Origin of the sequence: Bryocella elongata, assembly GCF_900108185.1 — a bacterium.
Taxonomy (GTDB): Bacteria; Acidobacteriota; Terriglobia; order Terriglobales; family Acidobacteriaceae; genus Granulicella; species Granulicella elongata.
The window spans coordinates 129,416-146,263 of the sequence record NZ_FNVA01000005.1; the positions used below are offsets into that span (position 1 = coordinate 129,416).

Consider the following 16,848-nt stretch of genomic DNA (forward strand, 5'->3'; position numbering starts at 1 on the left):
GTAGCGACCGAAGTTCTCTCCTAAGTAGCTGATTCGCAGGGCTCGTACAGGGGATCGGAACCACTCCCCACGACAGATTCGATGGCACGGAAAACAACGGCGTAAGTTTGTGTTTTTCCTTTCGTTTATGGGGCCAAAGCGGTATCCTGTGAGGAGCCACTCAGGCGGGTCGGGAGGTGTATTTACATGGCCGAAGTTCGAGTTCAGGAGGGCGAGCCCCTCGAGAACGCACTGCGTCGCTTCAAGCGCAAGGTGCAGACCGAAGACATCATCAAAGAGGTCAAGCGCCATTCCTTCTACCTGAAGCCGGGTGAAAAGAAGCGCGTCAAGGAAGCCCTCGCGCGCAAGCGGAATCGCAAGAAGGTTCGTAAGGAACAGGACTAGTTCCACGCCGGTAGCAGCGTCGCTCATGCGATGACGCGACTGGCCAGTCCAAACCAGAAGTCATCGGAGGAGTTCACAGCTTGTGGACTCCTCCGAACTTTACCCCGCAACCAGCAGAACTCGCTGGCATCGCGGAAATTCACTCGGGCCCGAATTGATCAGTCTTATCAGGCTTGAACCCGCTCAGCCGGAGCGCAGGGGTTGCGTGCCGGTAGCGATTTCAGCCTTATCCCGTACGGTGGGAGAAGGCCCCAATGCAATTCGTAGACCGAGTTCTCAAGTGCGCCGACTGCGGCAACGACTTCGTCTTTACGGCTGGCGAACAGTTGTTTTTCGCCGACAAGCAGTTCAAGAACGACCCCAAACGTTGCAAGCTCTGCAAGGCCAAGCGTGCCGGTCTCGGCCGTAGCACCGCAGCCGGGGCGTCCACTCTTCCGCTCTCCCGCACCGAAACCCGCACCAATTGCTCGGCCTGCGGCATTGAGACCACCGTTCCTTTCAAGCCGACGCAAGGCCGGCCGGTGCTCTGTCGATCCTGCTTCCAGCTCAAGCGTGTCCCTTCCGCCGTCGCGGCCGTCGCAACCATGGACGCCCCCGGCTCCATGGAGGCTCAGGCCAACGCCGCCCTCGATCAGGCGCTCGCCGAGCAACGCGTGGATCTCCCCGTGGGCATTCCGACCGAGCTCATCGCCGAGACCAAGGCCGCGCAGTCCGAGTCCGAAGCCATGCCCCTCAGCGCTCCCTCAGCCACCGCTGACGCCTAGCCCCTCGCTCCACCTTCCCCGTAGAGATTGCGCCGCCCCACCCGGGCGGCGTTCGTGTTTCATCGCCGCCGGTGTGCCCGGTAGACTGTTTGCCAATGCATCCCGCTGCTACCGAACATGATGACGACCTGGTCCGTGCGCACCGAAGCCTTGGCGACTTCGACCTGACGATCTGCAGCGACGGTCCATTCCTTCTGGATGGCGGAGCCATGTTCGGCGTCGTACCCAAGACGTTGTGGTCGCGACGCATGGCCGCTGACGCCAACAACTGCGTGTTCCTCGGGCTCAACTCCGTGATCGTCAGGACCGGCAACGCGGTCGTGGTGATCGAGACCGGCGTCGGCAACAAGCTGCCGGCCAAGTCACGCGAGATCCACCAGAACCACGAGCGCCTGCTCGACTCCTATGCCGCCGCCGGCCTCGGGCTCGAAGAGGTCACGCACGTCGTCAACACGCATCTGCACTTCGACCACTGCGGCTGGAACACCACGCTCGGGGACGACGGCATCGTGCGCCCCACCTTCCCCAACGCGCGCTACTTCGCCGCCGCGGGAGAGCTCGCCCATGGACGGCTGCAGCTCGATCGCGACCGCGTCAGCTACCTCGGCCCGAACTACAATCCGCTCATTCAATCCGGTCAGCTGACGCTCATCGATCCCGATGGCATCGATCGCTTCACGCCCACCGACGCGCGGCTGCAGGCTGTCGACGCGGAGGGCAGGGAACTGCCGCCGGTCAACATTCAGACGAGCCTCGAGATCACGCCGGGCATTCGCGTGGAGCGTTTCCCTGGTCACACCGAGACGATGCTCGCCGTGCACATCGAATCCGGCAATGAACATGCCTGCTTCATCGGAGACCTCTGCCCCACGAGCCACCACCTCGATGCCACCTGGGTGATGGGCTACGACCTCGACCCCATCACCTGCATCGAGCAACGCAAGCGCTTCCTCAAGTCCTCGATTAGCGAAGATTGGCTCGTGCTCTTCCCGCACGACCACCACACGCCCATGGCGAAGCTCGCGTGGAACGACAAAGGCAAGCCGGTGGTCGAGAGAGGCGAGGGCAATAGCAGGTGACAAGCGAGAAGCGAATAGCGAATCGCCAGGAGCTAGAGGTACAGAGTTTGGAAGTTACAAGGGAGAGAGATGCAAGGTTTTGAAGAGCTCGATTTTGGTTCCATGAGTGGCGGCGACCGCTACAAAATTCTCGCCAGCACGGTCCTGCCGCGTCCCATTGCCTGGGTGGTGACACGCAATGCGGAGGGCATGGTGAACGCCGCGCCGTTCTCGTTCTTCAACGCGGTCGGGTCTGCTCCGCCTATCCTCATGTTCTCGGTCTCGGCCTACGGCGAGCGCCACTGGAAGGACACGCTCTTCAACGTCCGCACGCACGGCGAGTTCGTCGTGAATCTCGTGCCCGAAGAGCTGGCAAAGCAGATGAACATCACCGCCATCGACGCTCCGGCGGGCGTCGACGAAACGGCCCTGGCGGGTCTCGAGATGGTGCCGTCGAAGACGGTCAGCGTGCCCCGCATCGCTGCGTCGCCGGTGGCCTTCGAATGCAGGCTCTACAAGGAGATCGAGATCGGCCGCAACGTCATGGTGCTCGGCGAGATCCTGCATGCGGCCATTCGATCCGACGCCTTCGCCAACCGCGACCGGTTGTATATTGATCCCGACAAGCTGAAGCTCATTGGGCGCATGGCAGGAGCCGGAGGCTACTGCCGCACGGGGGACCAGTTCGTCATGGAGCGTCTTACATGGCCGCTGGATCAGGAGCAGGACGTTTCGTCCCAGAAGTAAAACGATTGTCTTCAATGCAGGGCTGGGCCGCCCGCAACGCGCCGTTCGTGGCGGCTCTTCTCCTGTTCGTCTACATCGTGCAGGTCGTTCACGCCATTCGCGGTCAGTCGCTCACGTGGGATGAAGGCGATCACATCTTCGCTGGCTACTCGCAGTGGAAGACCCACGACTACGGCCTGAATCCCGAGCACCCGCCGATGGTGAAGATGGTGGCCACACTGCCGCTGCTCTCGCTGCCGCTCAAGGTGCCGCAACTGCAGGGCCGCGACTTCAAGCTCGAAGCCTACCTCGACGGCCGCGAGCTGCTCTTCCGCAATGGGGCTGCCAGTGGCGGTCACTACGAAGCCCGCGACCTTACGCTGCGCGTGCGCTTGTTCGCGATGGTCTTCGGCCTCTTCGGTGCGCTGGTGGTCTTCTGTACGGCCCGCGAGATGTTCTCGCCTCTCGCAGGCCTCGCCGCACTGGCAGTCTTCGTCTTCGATCCCACGGTGCTCGCGCACTCCGCCTATGTCACCACCGACATGGCCGCGAGCGGCACCATGCTCGCGACGGTGTACTGCTTCTGGCGATGGTCGCAGCGGCCCACGTTAGGGCGCCTCGCCGTAACGGGCGTCGCCGCGGGCTTCTCGCTGGCGGCCAAGCACTCAACCGTGCTGCTCGTGCCGATGCTCGTTACGTTAGCTGTCGTGGTCGTGATCGAACGGGTCCAATCGTATCCGGCGAATCGCATGAAGGCAGCGATGTCGGAGTCGCTCCGCGTTGCAGCTTCGCTGTGCGGAGTCGCAGCGGTGGCCCTGCTCGTGCTGTGGGCGTGGTACGGCTTCCACTACGCGGCACGGCCGGCAGGTCTGGCGCTCGACCCCACGCTGGCCGACTACGTGAAGCCGCTGGCTCCCGCGGAGGCCAAAGGCATCCTGCTGCTGGCGCGCTTTCATGTCCTTCCCGAAAGCTATCTCTACGGCCTCACCGACGTCCGGCGCATGGCCAACGGCATGCCGAGCTACTTCTTCGGCCACGTCTATGCGCACGGGGTGTGGCAGTACTTCCCGGTGCTCATCACCATCAAGATGACGCTAGCGATGTTGGTCGTGCTCGCGCTGAGCGTCTTCGCTATGGCCCGCGGCTGGCTGCGCGACCGCACGCAGCTGCTCTTTCTCATTCTGCCCATGGCCATCTACTTCATCGTCGCGATGACCTCGCATCTCAACATCGGCGCGCGCCATGTGTTGCCGGTCTATGTCTTCGGCTGCGTCCTCTGCGGAGCCACGCTGGTGGCGCTCTCCGAACATGGCCGAGCCTGGCGGGCCGTTGCTGCCGTGCTGCTGCTCTTCCATGTGGGGACGTCCATCGCCTCGAGTCCCAATTACATGGCCTATGCGAACGAAGCCTGGGGTGGCCCCCGGAACACCTACAAGTACCTGTCCGACTCCAACACGGACTGGGCGCAGCAGCTCGTCGCCGTGGCCGACTACACCCGCTCGCACAACATCCACCAGTGCTGGTTCGCGTACTTCGCCGACCCGATGCTCCTGCCGCAGGACTACGGCGTTCCCTGCAAGTCGCTGAACACCATTGACACACTCTGGGCCGGCACGGCTTACGTTGTGCCGCCGCACATCGACGGCCCCGTCTTCATCAGCGCGGGCACCCTCAACGCCTTCGAGTTCGGTTCGAGTGCGCTGAGTCCGTACAAGATCTTCGAGAAGACAAAACCCACCGACTTCATCCAGGACGGCGTCTTCGTCTACAACGGCTCGTTCGATGTGTCTCTCGACAGCGCGATGGGCCACGTCGTAGCGGCGATGTCGCTGCTCGCAAAGAAGAACACCGCGGCCGCCGTGGCCGAAGCCCAGCTCGGGGCGCAGACCGCTCCCGGCGAGGTGTGGCCCGAAGTCACCTATGGCGATGCGTTGGCTGCAGCCCATCGCGATGCAGAAGCCCGGCAGGCCTATGAGCGTGCACTGCCAAAGATCGCGACCATGGACCCCGACGCCCGCGAGGAGTGGGAGTCGAAGGTGAAGGAGAAGGTCGCCAGGCTGCAGTAACGGCGCGTGGCGCACCACAGACACAGAAAGGCCCTGCCGAAGCAGGGCCTTTCGATCTTGCAGCCGAGGTCTTCGCAGACCCGGCAAGACTTACGTTTACGCAGGAACCGACATCACTTCGGCAGCTTCGATGTGAACGAAGCGGCCGTGCTGTCCACGGTCCTGGAACTTGACCACGCCCGACACCTTCGCGAAGAGGGTATCGTCGGAGCCGCGGCCGACGTTCTTGCCGGCCTTCAGCGGTGTGCCGCGCTGGCGGACGAGGATGCTGCCGCCGGAGACGACCTCACCCGAAAACTTCTTCACACCAAGTCGCTGTGCGTTTGAGTCGCGGCCGTTCTTGGAAGAGCCCAGACCTTTTTTATGTGCCATTCGATTTGCCTCTATTCGCGCCGGACTCTTGCGAGGGCGCTTCGAAATTTGGTGGGTCCGCTAGGAACCCTGCTCAGGGTAGAGCGAGACTTACTTGGCCTCGGCCTTGAAGCTCTTGCCGTTGACCAGGATCTCGTTGATCTTCACTTCCACGAAGTCCTGGCGGTGGCCCTGGAGCTTCTTGTACTGCTTCTTGCGCTTGTAGTGGAAGACCAGGATCTTGTTGCCGCGGCCTTCGCTCACGACAGAGGCAAGAACCTTGGCGCCCGAGAGCTCGCTCTCGAACTTGCCCTCTTCGCCCGAAACGGCGAGGACGTCAGAGAACTCAAGCGCACCATCCTGGTGCTCGGTCTTCTCAATGCGAATTTGATCGCCGGGGGAGACGCGGTACTGCTTACCGCCGGTGCGGAGAACTGCGTACATGATGAACCTCAAAACGCGCACGGCATCTGCCGCGGCTCGTGTCTTTTCCAGGGTATTCCTGAAAGATTGTGTGTCAGGAGGGGATTGCCCCGACCGGCAGGTGGCTGGCATTCAATCGAAACATGCTCACGCCCTACGCTTGCCAGACCTGCAGCCAGAGACACGGGCTGCATCGCCAAACTAGATGAGTTTACCGGCAATCGGCCCCTGAGGTCAACCATGGTGCCGCCACAATTGCGGGATTTCCCATTTTCGGCGGCTTCGCCAACCTTCCCACGCGCCTCCGCAAGGTAGACTTGACCCCGGTGATGCAGCGGAATTCCAGCAAACAAAGCCCCTTTCGCGCCCCGGCGATGATCTTCTGGGCGGCCTTCGGCCTCCGGATCGCAGTCATCGTCATCGGCCGCACCTGGCGGGTCAATCCCATCGGCGGCAACTTCGAGTTCGGCTTCGAGGCCGGACGGATCGCCCGCGCCCTGGTCACGGGCCACGGCTATGCCGACCCGTTCAACGGCCACACAGGCCCCACAGCCTGGATCGCGCCGGGCTACCCTCTGCTACTGGCGCTGGCCTTCAAGCTCTTCGGCCTGTACTCAAAGATGGCGTCGTTCTTCGTCAAGTCGGTGGACAGCCTCTTCTCCGCGGCCATCGCTCCCGCCATCTACGAGATCGCCGCCCGCTGCTTCGACTCGCGTGGGGTCGGTCGTCGCGCGTCGACGAGACTGGCTCCCATCGCGTGGTGGTCGGCGTGGACCTGGGCGCTCTATCCCGCAGCGTTGCAGTACGCCATCCACTGGCTCTGGGACATGTCCATCGCGGCGATGCTCTTTACCTGGACCATCGTCTTTATCCTGCGCCTCGCGCGCACGGGCGAGGCCACACCCGATCAGGTCTGCTTCCCGACCAGCGAGGCCTTCGCCAACCAGAGCGAGCCGCGCTGGGGAACGTGGATCGCACTCGGCCTCACCTGGGGCGTTCTGATGCTAACCAACCCCTCGCTCAGCACCTGCCTTCCGGCCGAGCTGTTGTGGCTTGCGTGGCAACGCCTGAGAACCCCGAGCGGTTTCAACTTCGCCCCGCTGCGTCAGCTCATCGCCGGCACGGTCATCACCGGCGCACTCTGCGCCGCCTGCCTCGCCCCGTGGATCCTCCGCAACGAACGCGCCATGCATGCCTTCGTCCCCACCCGCAGCAACCTGGGGGTGGAGCTTTACCAGAGCACGCTCGAGGTCAACAACGGCATGCCCTGGGGTACGTCGATGCCGCTCTTCGCGGGCGCGCCGGAGTATAAGGACTACGTCCGCCTTGGCGAGGTTGAGTACTCGAAGCGCATGGGCGTCATCGGCCAGCAGCGCATCCACGACTATCCCGGCCGGTTCTGGCGCTGGACCGCACTCCGCTTCCAGTACTACTGGTTCGGCCTGCCGCATCCTGAAGATCGCAAGCCCGCGCAGGAGTTCGTGCGCCAGCTGAACTACAGCTTCATCACCGTGTGCGGCGTGCTGGGACTCTTGCTCATGTTCCGTCAGCGCATCACAGGGGCCGGCCTCATCGCGCTGATATTCTTGATGGAGCCCCTGGTCTATTACGGGGTCACCGTGCAGCCGCGTTTCCGGCATCCCATTGAGCCGTTGATGACCGTGCTGGCGGTGTATCTGTTCCGCTCTGCCGATACGAGCAGAACGTGGTCTGGAAGGGTATGACCGACACACAATCGAGCCCCCGTTACGAGATCCTCGTCACCGGTGGCTCTGGCTTCTTCGGCGGCATTCTCAAGCGCCGCCTCCTCGACGAAGGCTTCGCCGTCACCAACATCGATCTCGTCGCGGATGACGATCGCCACGCCCATCTGACCAGCATTCAGGGCGACATCCGCAACGAGGCGCTGCTCGATCAGCTCTTCTCGCAGCACAACTTCGCTGCCGTGTATCACGTCGCCGCGATGCTCGCGCACGACATCAAGGACGAGCGTCAGCTGTGGACCTCGAACGTCGACGGCACGCGCCTCGTCGCCGACGCCTGCATCAAGCACGGCGTGCACAAGCTCATCTTCACCTCGACCAACTGTCTGTGGGCTGAAGGCTTCGAGCGTCCCGTCACCGAGGACGATGAGCCCGCGCCCATCGAGGTCTACGGCAAGTCGAAGTGGGAGGCCGAGCTCGAGCTGGAGCACGCCCACGCGGAGTGTCCCGAGCTGCAGGTCGTTATCATCCGCTGCCCTACCATCATCTCCTCCGGCCGTCTCGGCCTGCTCGCCATCCTCTTCGAGTTCATCGAGGACGGCAAGAAGGTGTGGGTCGTGGGCGGAGGCCAGAACCGCTACCAGTTCATCGCAGCCGAAGACCTCACACTGGCCTGCCTCATGTGCCTGAACTATGAGAAGTCGGCGACGTTCAACATCGGCAGCGACGCGGTGCCGACGATGGCGCAGATGTACCAGGGAGTTATCCGCCAGGCAGGAACGAAGTCCCGTGTCGCCACGCTGCCGGAGGCTCCAACGCTCGCGCTGATGCAGCTCGCGCACAAACTGGGCGTCTCGCCGCTGGGGCCGTATCACTACCGCATGATCTCGAAGAGCTTCGAGTTCGACACCACACGCATCAAGCGCGAGCTCGGCTGGCAACCCACGCTGACCAATGAACAGATGATGCTCCGCGCCTTCCTCTACTACCGCGACAACCGCCGCCAGATTCACGGTCGCAGCGACGTCTCGGCGCATTCGAAGGCGGCGCCCATGGGCATCATTCGGCTGCTGAAGTGGATCTCGTAAGGACCAGATGCGAGATACGGGCGTCGGGCTTTGAGGTCTGACGCTTCCATAGCTCAAGCTCGCGGCTCACAACCCGCAACTCGAAACTGATTCATACCTTCTTCAGACAGGAACGCCAGGGAACGACGATGAGCGAAGCCATGCAGACCGCAAAGACCTCCCCGCGCATCCGTGTGCAGCGCCTGCTGCCCAACGCGAATGTGCCGAAGTACGCGCACGTCGGCGACTACGGCGACCTCGCCGCCGACCTCTACGCCGCCGAGGCGGCAACGCTCGCGCCCACAGGCCAGCCCGGCTCCACGCACCTCGTCCGCACCGGCCTCGCCTTCGAGTTTCCCTCGACCCACGGTGCGCTGGTGGAAGATCGCTCCGGCCTCGCCGTCAAAGGCATCACCACGCTGGCGGGAGTCATCGACCCCGGCTATCGCGGCGAGCTCAAGGTGGTCATCACGAACCTCTCCGCGCAGCCGTTTGTCATCGAAGAAGGGCATCGCATCGCGCAGCTCCGCATCGTCGAACGTATCCAGGCCATCTTCGAAGAGACGACCTGCGTCGATGAGACCGTGCGCGGCGCGGGCGGCTTCGGGTCAACCGGCGTTTAGGTGGCGGGATCTCGTCGTTCGCGACGAGTTTGCACCGAAGGATGTATCCCGGGGGATTCACCCCGCGCGGCTGCTTCTCAAGCTCGTCGCACGGCACCTGTACACTAACCTGTCATGCCGGAAAACAATCCGCGGCCCGATGAGGCCGCTCAACTCGAGGGGAGTAGTGTGTCCGATGCCGCGTCGCGCGACGCGGTGCTCTCGCCCGCGACAGCAGCAGTCGGCTCCTCCGGGCTGGTGCCAGCCGAGAAGCCCGGCCGCTTCGCCAACCTCAAGTCCTTTCGTCGCGACCAGATGTGGAGCTACTTCGGCCCCGCCTTCGTGGCGTCGGTCGCGTACATCGATCCCGGCAACTTCTCCACCAACATCCTTGGTGGCAGCCAGTTCGGCTATCGCCTGCTGTGGGTGCTGCTGTGGTCCAACGCCATGGCGATCCTCATCCAGTACCTCTCGGCCAAGCTGGGCATCGTCACCGGACGCACGTTGCCGCAGAACTGCCGCAAGCACTTTTCGAAGCGCACCAGCGTCTTCCTTTGGGTCTGCGCGGAGATCTCCGCCGTCGCCACCGACCTCGCCGAGTTCCTCGGCGCCGCGATGGGGCTCGATCTGCTCATTGGCCCGGCGCTACTCGCCCACGGCCTCAGTCATACCACCGCGCTCTTTATCTCTGCAGCCATCTCCACCGCGCTGGTCTTCGCCATCCTCGCGCTCGATCTCGCCGGCTACCAGTGGCTGGAGCGCGGCATCATGGGCTTCGTCGGGATCATCGGCCTCTGCTACGGCTTCGAAGTCTTCCTCGTGCATCCCGATTGGCAGAAGGCCTTTTATCACACGCTGCTGCCTACCTTCGATCACGGTGCGATGAAGGAAAGCGTCTACGCCGCCGTCGGCATGCTGGGCGCAACGGTGATGCCGCACGTCATCTACCTGCACTCCGCGCTGGTGCAGCCGCGCCTCAAGACGCTCGCGCCGCCGCCGCCCAAGCGCATCCTGCCCGCCATCGTTCGCGAGTACCTGCGCTATGAACTGGTCGACGTCTTCGTCGCGATGAACGGCGCGTGGATCATCAACTCCGCGATGATCGTCATGGCTGCGGCAACCATGTTCCGTGGGCCTTCCTACTCACCCACCATCCAGGACGCCTTCCACACGCTCGCGCCGCTGCTTGGCCGCGGTGCCGCGGTGGTCTTCGCGGTCGCACTGCTGTGCTCTGGCCTCTCGAGCTCAACCGTCGGGGTAATGGCCGGGCAGGTCATCATCGAAGGCTTCCTCGAGATCAAGTTCCCCATCTTCCTGCGTCGCTTCATCACGGTGGTCCCCGCGCTCATCGTGATGGGTGCAGGCTGGGACCCGCTCCGCATCCTCAACGACTCGCAGGTGCTGCTCAGCTTCACGCTGCCCGCCGCGCTTATCCCACTGCTGCTGCTCACCGCGCGCCGCGATGTGATGGGCGAGTTCGTCAGCGCGATTCGCACCAGCGTCACGGGCTGGGTTGTTGCAGGCATCATCGTCGCGCTGAATGTGGTGCTCGTGGTGCAGCTGGCGATGGGCTAGCTTGCAGCCTTCCCGACAAACAACAAGGCCCGCCAGTAATGGCGGGCCTCTGTCTACTGTCTGTTCTCTACTGTCTATCCTTACCGGTGCCCGTGCTCGCCCCCGCCGCGCGGAGCTTCATGCGGCGCAGGCGCCGGGTGAGGCGCTGGAGCTGCATGAGGTGCCGGTGCCGGCCGCGGAGCTTCCGCGTGAGGCTGCGGCGCCTGCCGCGGAGCCTCTGCGCGAGGAGCCGCCTGGGGCGCTGGGCGCTGGAAGTTCTCCGGGCGTTGCTGCTGCGGCACCACACGCTCCTGCTGCGGACGAGCCTGCGGTGCCACTCGTTGCGGCTGAGGTGTCGGCTGCGGGCGAGCGGCGTTGTTGTTGAAGCCGCCACGCGTCGTCTCAGGACGATTCACCGCCGGCTGGTTCACCGGGGTGTTCGGACGGCCTTCGAATCCACCACGATTGGCTGGGGTGTTGGGATGGGCGATCGCGCCGGGCGTTCCCGGGCGGTTCATCTCACCCGGACGGTTCATCTCCGCTCCACGATTGGGCTGTAGAGCAGGTTGACCTGGGCGATTCGCCTCATTAGCCGGGACCCCGGGCCGGTTGACTTCACCGGGACGATTGAAGTTACCCGGCTGGTTAGGTGCACCGTTCACAACTCCGGGACGCGCATTGTTGATCGGCACCGCCACGTTGATGTGATTGCGCGTCGCGGCTTCGGTCACAGCTTCAGGCCGGCTGAAGGCCGTCTGCTGCGGACGTCCCTGATTGGCCGCGAAACGCTGCTGCGGATCCGCCGCTGCGAACCGATGAGCCTGCTGCTGCGCCGGAACTGCGGCCACATGCTGCTCCCGCATCGCTACCCGCTCGAACGGCGCCGGGGCGCGGTTGATGCCGCCAGGACCACCGTTGTAGCTCACCCGGTTGATCGTCGTGTTGTTGTAGGTGACGTTGTTGTAGACCACCGTGCGGTTGTACACGTTGGTCACATGGCCCACGTTGGTCACGGCGCGGTTGTAGTAGAAGTCGCGCCCGTGCCAGAAACCGCCGAAGTAACCTACGCCGATATAGCCAAAGCCGTAGTTGATGCCGCCATAGAAGCCAACGTGCGGGCCCCAGTAGCCGCGGTGGAAGCGGTAGTGACCGCCGTACCAGCCCCAGTAGGGCGGCGTCCAAAGCGAACCATACGACGGAGGCGCGACCCACACGCCAGGGACCCAGTAGTAGCCGGAGTTGCCCCAGCCCCAGTAGCCTGGCGTCCAGTAGTAGTCCGGGCCGGGTGAAGGCGGCTGCTCATAGACGGGCAACGGCGGCGGGGGCTGGTCGGCCTCGGCGCTGTAGTCCACATCGTTGTAGCTGGGGTCGGCGTAGCTCTCGTCCTGCGTGTTGTTGTAGCTGTAGTCCTGGTCCGCAACAGGCTGCTGCGGATATTCCTGGCTCTGCTGCTGCGGCGTGTAGGCCGAACTCTGGCCCCCCACCCGCGTGATCGGCGCAGCGCCCGAGGTCGTGGGAGCCGCCGCACTGGTTGTTCCGGTGGGGCACACGTTCGCCAGCGCTGGGTCCGTGCTGCTGTCGGCAGCCTGCTGGATGATCGCTGCCTGCTGGGGATCCTGGCTCTTGCAGGCCACCAGGCCCAGCACCAGAAGGGAAGCAGCGCCGGTGAAGGCCAGCCGCTGTAGATTTTGCTTGCTCGTGCTCATGACTTGTCGCTCCTGCTCCGCGCATGCCGTTCGACGGATGGCGCAGGCAATCTTGCTGCTCCTAGCTCAGATGCCGTCCACGCCACGCGGGCTGGATGAAGAAACACCAATGCTGACGCAACGTCGCGCGCGGAAAAGGTTGCCTGCGTTGGCCAGTTCAACTTGGAATCATCCGCCGGGGAACAGATTCCTCTTCAAGCCACACGATCCCGCGGAGTAAAATCACCGCATGGAGTGCGCTCCCATCAAGCGCTTTCGTCGTGGCCGCCACGACCGCGGACGTTGATTCCTCGACGTTCAGCCCCATCCCCATTCGCACACGCTCAAATCCGGTAATACCAAGGAACGAATTGGCCGCCGGTCTCGTCACGCGCAACAGGGCGTGACGCTGACGGTGGCCCAAGCTGGCCCGGGCTCTTCCCTCACGCTGCCTGCGACGCGCCTTCTCTCTGGCTCGCGCCCCACAGCGGGAGGTAGACTCACGGGCGCAACAGGAGACGAACCTCGATGGCATCCACGAACCACCCCAACAGCTTTGGCGCAGCGGCGGAGCTCACGTCCGGCGCGCAAACCGTAAAGTACTTCTCGCTCGCAGCCCTCGAGAAGGACGGCGTGAAGCTCAGCCGCCTCCCGTTCTCGCTGCGCGTGCTCCTCGAAAACCTGCTGCGCTGCGAGGACGGCAAGACCGTCACCGCCGACGACATCAAGTTCCTCTCCAAGTGGGAGGCCAAGGCCGAGCCCAGCCGCGAGATCGCCTACATGCCCGCCCGCGTGCTGATGCAGGACTTCACCGGCGTCCCGGCCATCGTCGACCTCGCTGCCATGCGCGATGCCATGAAGGTGCTGGGCGGCGATACCAGCAAGATCAATCCCCTCGTCCCCGCCGAGCTCGTCATCGATCACTCCGTGCAGGTGGACGAGTACGGTTCGGCCAACTCGTATGACCTCAACGCCGCCCTCGAGTTCACCCGCAACCGCGAGCGCTACGCCTTCCTCAAGTGGGGGCAGACGGCGTTCCACAACTTCTCCGCCGTGCCTCCCGGCATGGGCATCTGTCACCAGGTCAACCTCGAGTACCTCGCCCGCGTCGTGTTCACCAACACCACCGACGGCGTGACCACCGCCTATCCCGACACCCTGGTCGGTACCGACTCCCACACCACCATGGTCAACGGTCTCGGCGTCCTCGGTTGGGGCGTCGGCGGCATTGAGGCCGAGGCCGCCATGCTCGGCCAGCCCGTGTCGATGCTCGTCCCGCAGGTCGTCGGCTTCAAACTTTCCGGCAAGCTCAAGGAAGGCACCACCGCCACCGACCTCGTCCTCACCGTCACCGAGATGCTGCGCAAGCACGGCGTCGTCGGCAAGTTCGTCGAGTACTTCGGCTCCGGCATCTCCGAGCTTCCGCTCGCCGACCGCGCCACCATCGCGAACATGGCGCCCGAGTACGGCGCGACCTGCGGCATCTTCCCGGTCGACAAGGAGACGCTGAACTACCTCCGCCTCACTGGCCGCCCCGCCGAGCAGATCCAGCTCGTCGAGGACTACTACAAGGCGCAGGGCATGTTCCACACTGCCGATGCTCCGGAGGCCGAGTACAGCTCCACGCTCGAGCTCGATCTCTCCACCGTCGAGCCGTCCGTCGCCGGCCCCAAGCGTCCCCAGGACCGCGTGCTGCTCTCGCAGGCTGGCGCTAGCTTCGCCAAGCAGCTTCCTGCGTTGCTCGGCCCCAACGCCAACCGCTCCGCCGCCCGCCAGATGGTCCGCTGGGAAGGCGAGGGCGGACACGCCTCGGCCAACGGCGACATCACCAGCTCCGTCGGCGCCGCCGTCGAGGAGTCTCCGAAGGAAGCGCTCATCAATTCCGTCGAGAAGCGCTTCGGCGTCGATCCTGACAAGTACCTCTCCGATGGTTCTGTTGTGATCGCCGCCATCACCTCCTGCACCAACACCTCCAATCCCTACGTGATGATGGCCGCCGGCCTGTTGGCGAAGAAGGCAGTTGAGGCAGGCCTCACCACGCCGCCCTGGGTCAAGAGCTCGCTCGCTCCGGGCTCCCGCGTCGTCACCGACTACTACGATCGCGCCGGCCTCTCGAAGTACCTCGACGCGCTGCGCTTCAACACCGTCGGCTACGGCTGCACCACCTGCATCGGCAACTCCGGCCCGCTGCCCACCGATGTCTCGAAGAGCATCGAGGAGAATGGCCTTGTGGCTGTGTCGGTGCTCTCCGGCAATCGCAACTTCGAGGGCCGCATCTCGCCTGAGGTTCGCGCGAACTACCTGATGTCGCCGCCGCTGGTTGTGGCCTATGCACTGGCGGGTCACATCTCGCATGACTTCGAGAAGGACGCGCTGGGCAAGGGCAAGGATGGTCAGCCCGTTTATCTGAAGGACATCTGGCCGACGCAGCAGGAGGTGGCCGAGACCGTGGCCAGCTGCATCGACTCCGCGATGTTCCAGAAGCAGTACTCGACCGTGAGCGATGGTGACAAGAACTGGCAGAACCTGAAGTTTCCGTCCGGAGACGTATACGGTTGGGAGCCCGATTCGACGTACATCCGGCAGGCTCCGTACTTTGAGGGCATGCCTGCCACCCCCGCGCCCGTGCAGGAGATCAAGGCCGCTCGCGTGCTCGCGGTCCTCGGCGACTCCGTGACCACCGACCACATCTCTCCCGCCGGCTCCATCAAGGCCAACGGCCCCGCCGGCAAGTACCTCGCCGAGAACGGCGTCAAGCCCGTGGACTTCAACTCCTACGGCTCCCGCCGCGGCAATCATGAGGTGATGGTGCGCGGTACCTTCGCCAACGTCCGCCTCAAGAACAAGCTCGCCCCCGGCACCGAAGGCGGCGTCACGCGCATCCTGCCCTCGGGCGAGGGGATGTCGATCTATGACGCCTCGGTGATCTATGCGGAGCGCGGTACCCCGCTCGCCATCCTCGCGGGCAAGGAGTACGGTTCAGGCTCCTCGCGCGACTGGGCTGCAAAAGGCCCGCGCCTCCTCGGCATCAAGTTCGTTATCGCCGAGAGTTACGAGCGCATCCACCGCTCCAACCTCGTCGGCATGGGCATCCTGCCCCTGCAGTTCGAGGCAGGCCAGAACGTCGAATCGCTCGGTCTCACCGGCGAGGAGATCTTCGAGGTCGTCGGCCTCAAAGACATGCTCGACTCGAAATTCGCATCGGGCAAGACGATCGCAGTGATCGCCGAGAACGAAGCGGGCAAGACCATCGAGTTCAACGCGACGGTCCGCATCGACACTCCGCAGGAGATCCTCTACTACCAGCACGGCGGCATTCTGCAGTACGTGCTGCGGCAGTTGGCGGGAAAAGCCTAAAGGCAGCGAATAGCGAATAGCAGAACTGCAGAATAGCGAAAGCACAGCGGCGAGCCCTAGGGCTCGCCGCTTGCCTTTATTCCCACACAAATCCGGGTGCCCCGGGTCCGGACTCTCGGACCAGGGCTATGTAGTGGCAAGTCTTCACGAGGTCACACCACTCCGCTCTTGCCTTTGCCTTTCTTGTTGTCATCCTCGGAGAGGATCTGCTTCTCCGCATCCAGAGCCCGCGAATGAGCCCGCGTGCGATAGCCTGTCTCCCATGCCGTTCGATCCCCAAGAGTTTGCGGCGAAAGTCATTCTCGGAGAGCTTCACTCCGAAGACATGCCCCCTGCCGCGCAGGATGCACTCGAAGCGGGCTTCGATGGCCCGGCCATCGTGCGGCTCGCGATCCTCGACGATCCCTCCGCTTGGGAGACGGATCAACTCATCCCCAAAGTCTTCGGGGAGCTAGGCGTCGAACGGCCCAGCGAGGCGCAGCGGCAGTATTGCTCGCGAAGGCTCGAGGTCGTCGCATTCTTGATACTGGAGAAGATCCCCTGGGCTCGTTGGGATATTTCCATCACATCTTCGTGCAAGCCGGATATCCCGACGAACTCTCTGAGCTGGGGTGGTTTGATGAACCGTACGTCGGTTACAACGTCGAAGGTTCCGCTGCTCAAGAGGAACAGGCACGAGTGGCTGCAATCGAAGCGATTGAAAATCTCTTTGATCCTGACCTTCGTGAGAAACGCCATGAAGAGCGCAAAGTACGCTGGGAAGAGGATCGGCGTCGCATCCTGCTCGAATGGCCGTGGAAGCTCAACTCTCCCTCAGGTCGCAGTGAATACTGGAGGCGTTGGCGCGAGCATTGGTTCGAACTGCGCTGGCTCGCTTGCCTCTATTGTTGTCTAGCCGCTCTCTTCGGCTGGCTGGGCGACCGCTGGACCATCCTGCTTACCTGGCTCCTTGTCGTTGTGCCCTTCACCCTCGCGATGTACAGCATCATCCTGTGGCGAAGGATGAGCTACGAGGTGCAGGCATTTCGCTGGAGACAGCGGGTCGATCTCTAGGCAGGGTGCCCGTTTGCAGCAGCGGGTAGATTGCCCAGGTCAACTAAGTCCAGTA

14 protein-coding genes are annotated in these 16,848 nt (G+C 63.6%); 11 read left to right on the top strand and 3 right to left on the bottom strand.

What is annotated here, in order from left to right:
* Nucleotides 1-186 precede the first annotated feature (186 nt).
* From rpsU to C4S68_RS14735, 5 genes are all read left to right on the top strand, one after another.
* Nucleotides 187-384, top strand: a complete 198-nt coding sequence (gene rpsU / locus C4S68_RS14715; RefSeq protein WP_014267628.1) for a 30S ribosomal protein S21 — start codon at nt 187-189, stop codon at nt 382-384.
* A 254-nt stretch (nt 385-638) separates the two neighbouring features.
* Nucleotides 639-1,148 carry a zinc-ribbon domain containing protein gene (locus C4S68_RS14720; RefSeq protein WP_103933846.1) on the top strand — a complete coding sequence of 170 codons (510 nt, stop codon included), beginning with the start codon at nt 639-641 and terminating at the stop codon, nt 1,146-1,148.
* A 95-nt stretch (nt 1,149-1,243) separates the two neighbouring features.
* Entirely contained in the window at nt 1,244-2,227 is a 984-nt protein-coding gene (locus C4S68_RS14725; RefSeq protein WP_103933847.1) for an MBL fold metallo-hydrolase, read from the top strand.
* Between the two features lie 69 nt (nt 2,228-2,296).
* Nucleotides 2,297-2,953, top strand: a complete 657-nt coding sequence (locus tag C4S68_RS14730; protein WP_103933848.1) for a flavin reductase family protein — start codon at nt 2,297-2,299, stop codon at nt 2,951-2,953.
* Between the two features lie 14 nt (nt 2,954-2,967).
* On the top strand, nt 2,968-4,998 hold the full coding sequence (locus tag C4S68_RS14735; protein WP_235011647.1) for an ArnT family glycosyltransferase: 2,031 nt from the start codon (nt 2,968-2,970) through the stop codon (nt 4,996-4,998).
* A 96-nt stretch (nt 4,999-5,094) separates the two neighbouring features.
* On the opposite strand, the gene rpmA is transcribed toward C4S68_RS14735, so the two are convergent.
* Both rpmA and rplU read right to left on the bottom strand, forming a co-directional pair.
* Entirely contained in the window at nt 5,095-5,370 is a 276-nt protein-coding gene (rpmA, locus tag C4S68_RS14740) for a 50S ribosomal protein L27 (RefSeq protein WP_103933850.1), read from the bottom strand.
* 90 nt (nt 5,371-5,460) lie between these two features.
* Nucleotides 5,461-5,793, bottom strand: a complete 333-nt coding sequence (gene rplU / locus C4S68_RS14745) for a 50S ribosomal protein L21 (protein ID WP_103933851.1) — start codon at nt 5,791-5,793, stop codon at nt 5,461-5,463.
* A 308-nt stretch (nt 5,794-6,101) separates the two neighbouring features.
* Between rplU and C4S68_RS14750 the strand changes: the two genes are divergently transcribed.
* From C4S68_RS14750 to C4S68_RS14765, 4 genes are all read left to right on the top strand, one after another.
* The gene (locus tag C4S68_RS14750) at nt 6,102-7,496 is read left to right on the top strand and encodes a hypothetical protein (RefSeq protein ID WP_103933852.1); all 1,395 of its coding nucleotides are present in this window, start codon (nt 6,102-6,104) and stop codon (nt 7,494-7,496) included.
* Nucleotides 7,493-8,563 (top strand): NAD-dependent epimerase/dehydratase family protein, encoded by a 1,071-nt coding sequence (locus tag C4S68_RS14755; protein ID WP_103933853.1) that lies wholly within the window; start codon nt 7,493-7,495, stop codon nt 8,561-8,563. The genes C4S68_RS14750 and C4S68_RS14755 overlap by 4 nt, the downstream gene beginning before the upstream one ends.
* Before the next feature lie 128 nt (nt 8,564-8,691).
* Entirely contained in the window at nt 8,692-9,165 is a 474-nt protein-coding gene (gene dut, locus C4S68_RS14760) for a dUTP diphosphatase (protein WP_235011616.1), read from the top strand.
* A gap of 168 nt (nt 9,166-9,333) precedes the next feature.
* Entirely contained in the window at nt 9,334-10,719 is a 1,386-nt protein-coding gene (locus C4S68_RS14765; RefSeq protein ID WP_327333693.1) for an Nramp family divalent metal transporter, read from the top strand.
* A gap of 80 nt (nt 10,720-10,799) precedes the next feature.
* On the opposite strand, the gene C4S68_RS14770 is transcribed toward C4S68_RS14765, so the two are convergent.
* Nucleotides 10,800-12,404, bottom strand: coding sequence for a YXWGXW repeat-containing protein (locus C4S68_RS14770; protein WP_103933855.1), 1,605 nt, complete (start codon nt 12,402-12,404; stop codon nt 10,800-10,802).
* Between the two features lie 507 nt (nt 12,405-12,911).
* Between C4S68_RS14770 and acnA the strand changes: the two genes are divergently transcribed.
* Both acnA and C4S68_RS22960 read left to right on the top strand, forming a co-directional pair.
* The gene (acnA, locus tag C4S68_RS14775; protein WP_103933856.1) at nt 12,912-15,740 is read left to right on the top strand and encodes an aconitate hydratase AcnA; all 2,829 of its coding nucleotides are present in this window, start codon (nt 12,912-12,914) and stop codon (nt 15,738-15,740) included.
* A 489-nt stretch (nt 15,741-16,229) separates the two neighbouring features.
* Entirely contained in the window at nt 16,230-16,793 is a 564-nt protein-coding gene (locus tag C4S68_RS22960; RefSeq protein WP_146072156.1) for a hypothetical protein, read from the top strand.
* Nucleotides 16,794-16,848: the final 55 nt, after the last annotated feature.

Coding starts and splice junctions, on each gene's coding strand:
- rpsU (WP_014267628.1), top strand. CDS start 187: ATGGCCGAAGTTCGAGTTCAGGAGGGCGAGCCCCTCGAGAACGCACTG.
- C4S68_RS14720 (WP_103933846.1), top strand. CDS start 639: ATGCAATTCGTAGACCGAGTTCTCAAGTGCGCCGACTGCGGCAACGAC.
- C4S68_RS14725 (WP_103933847.1), top strand. CDS start 1,244: ATGCATCCCGCTGCTACCGAACATGATGACGACCTGGTCCGTGCGCAC.
- C4S68_RS14730 (WP_103933848.1), top strand. CDS start 2,297: ATGCAAGGTTTTGAAGAGCTCGATTTTGGTTCCATGAGTGGCGGCGAC.
- C4S68_RS14735 (WP_235011647.1), top strand. CDS start 2,968: ATGCAGGGCTGGGCCGCCCGCAACGCGCCGTTCGTGGCGGCTCTTCTC.
- rpmA (WP_103933850.1), bottom strand. CDS start 5,370: ATGGCACATAAAAAAGGTCTGGGCTCTTCCAAGAACGGCCGCGACTCA.
- rplU (WP_103933851.1), bottom strand. CDS start 5,793: ATGTACGCAGTTCTCCGCACCGGCGGTAAGCAGTACCGCGTCTCCCCC.
- C4S68_RS14750 (WP_103933852.1), top strand. CDS start 6,102: ATGCAGCGGAATTCCAGCAAACAAAGCCCCTTTCGCGCCCCGGCGATG.
- C4S68_RS14755 (WP_103933853.1), top strand. CDS start 7,493: ATGACCGACACACAATCGAGCCCCCGTTACGAGATCCTCGTCACCGGT.
- dut (WP_235011616.1), top strand. CDS start 8,692: ATGAGCGAAGCCATGCAGACCGCAAAGACCTCCCCGCGCATCCGTGTG.
- C4S68_RS14770 (WP_103933855.1), bottom strand. CDS start 12,404: ATGAGCACGAGCAAGCAAAATCTACAGCGGCTGGCCTTCACCGGCGCT.
- acnA (WP_103933856.1), top strand. CDS start 12,912: ATGGCATCCACGAACCACCCCAACAGCTTTGGCGCAGCGGCGGAGCTC.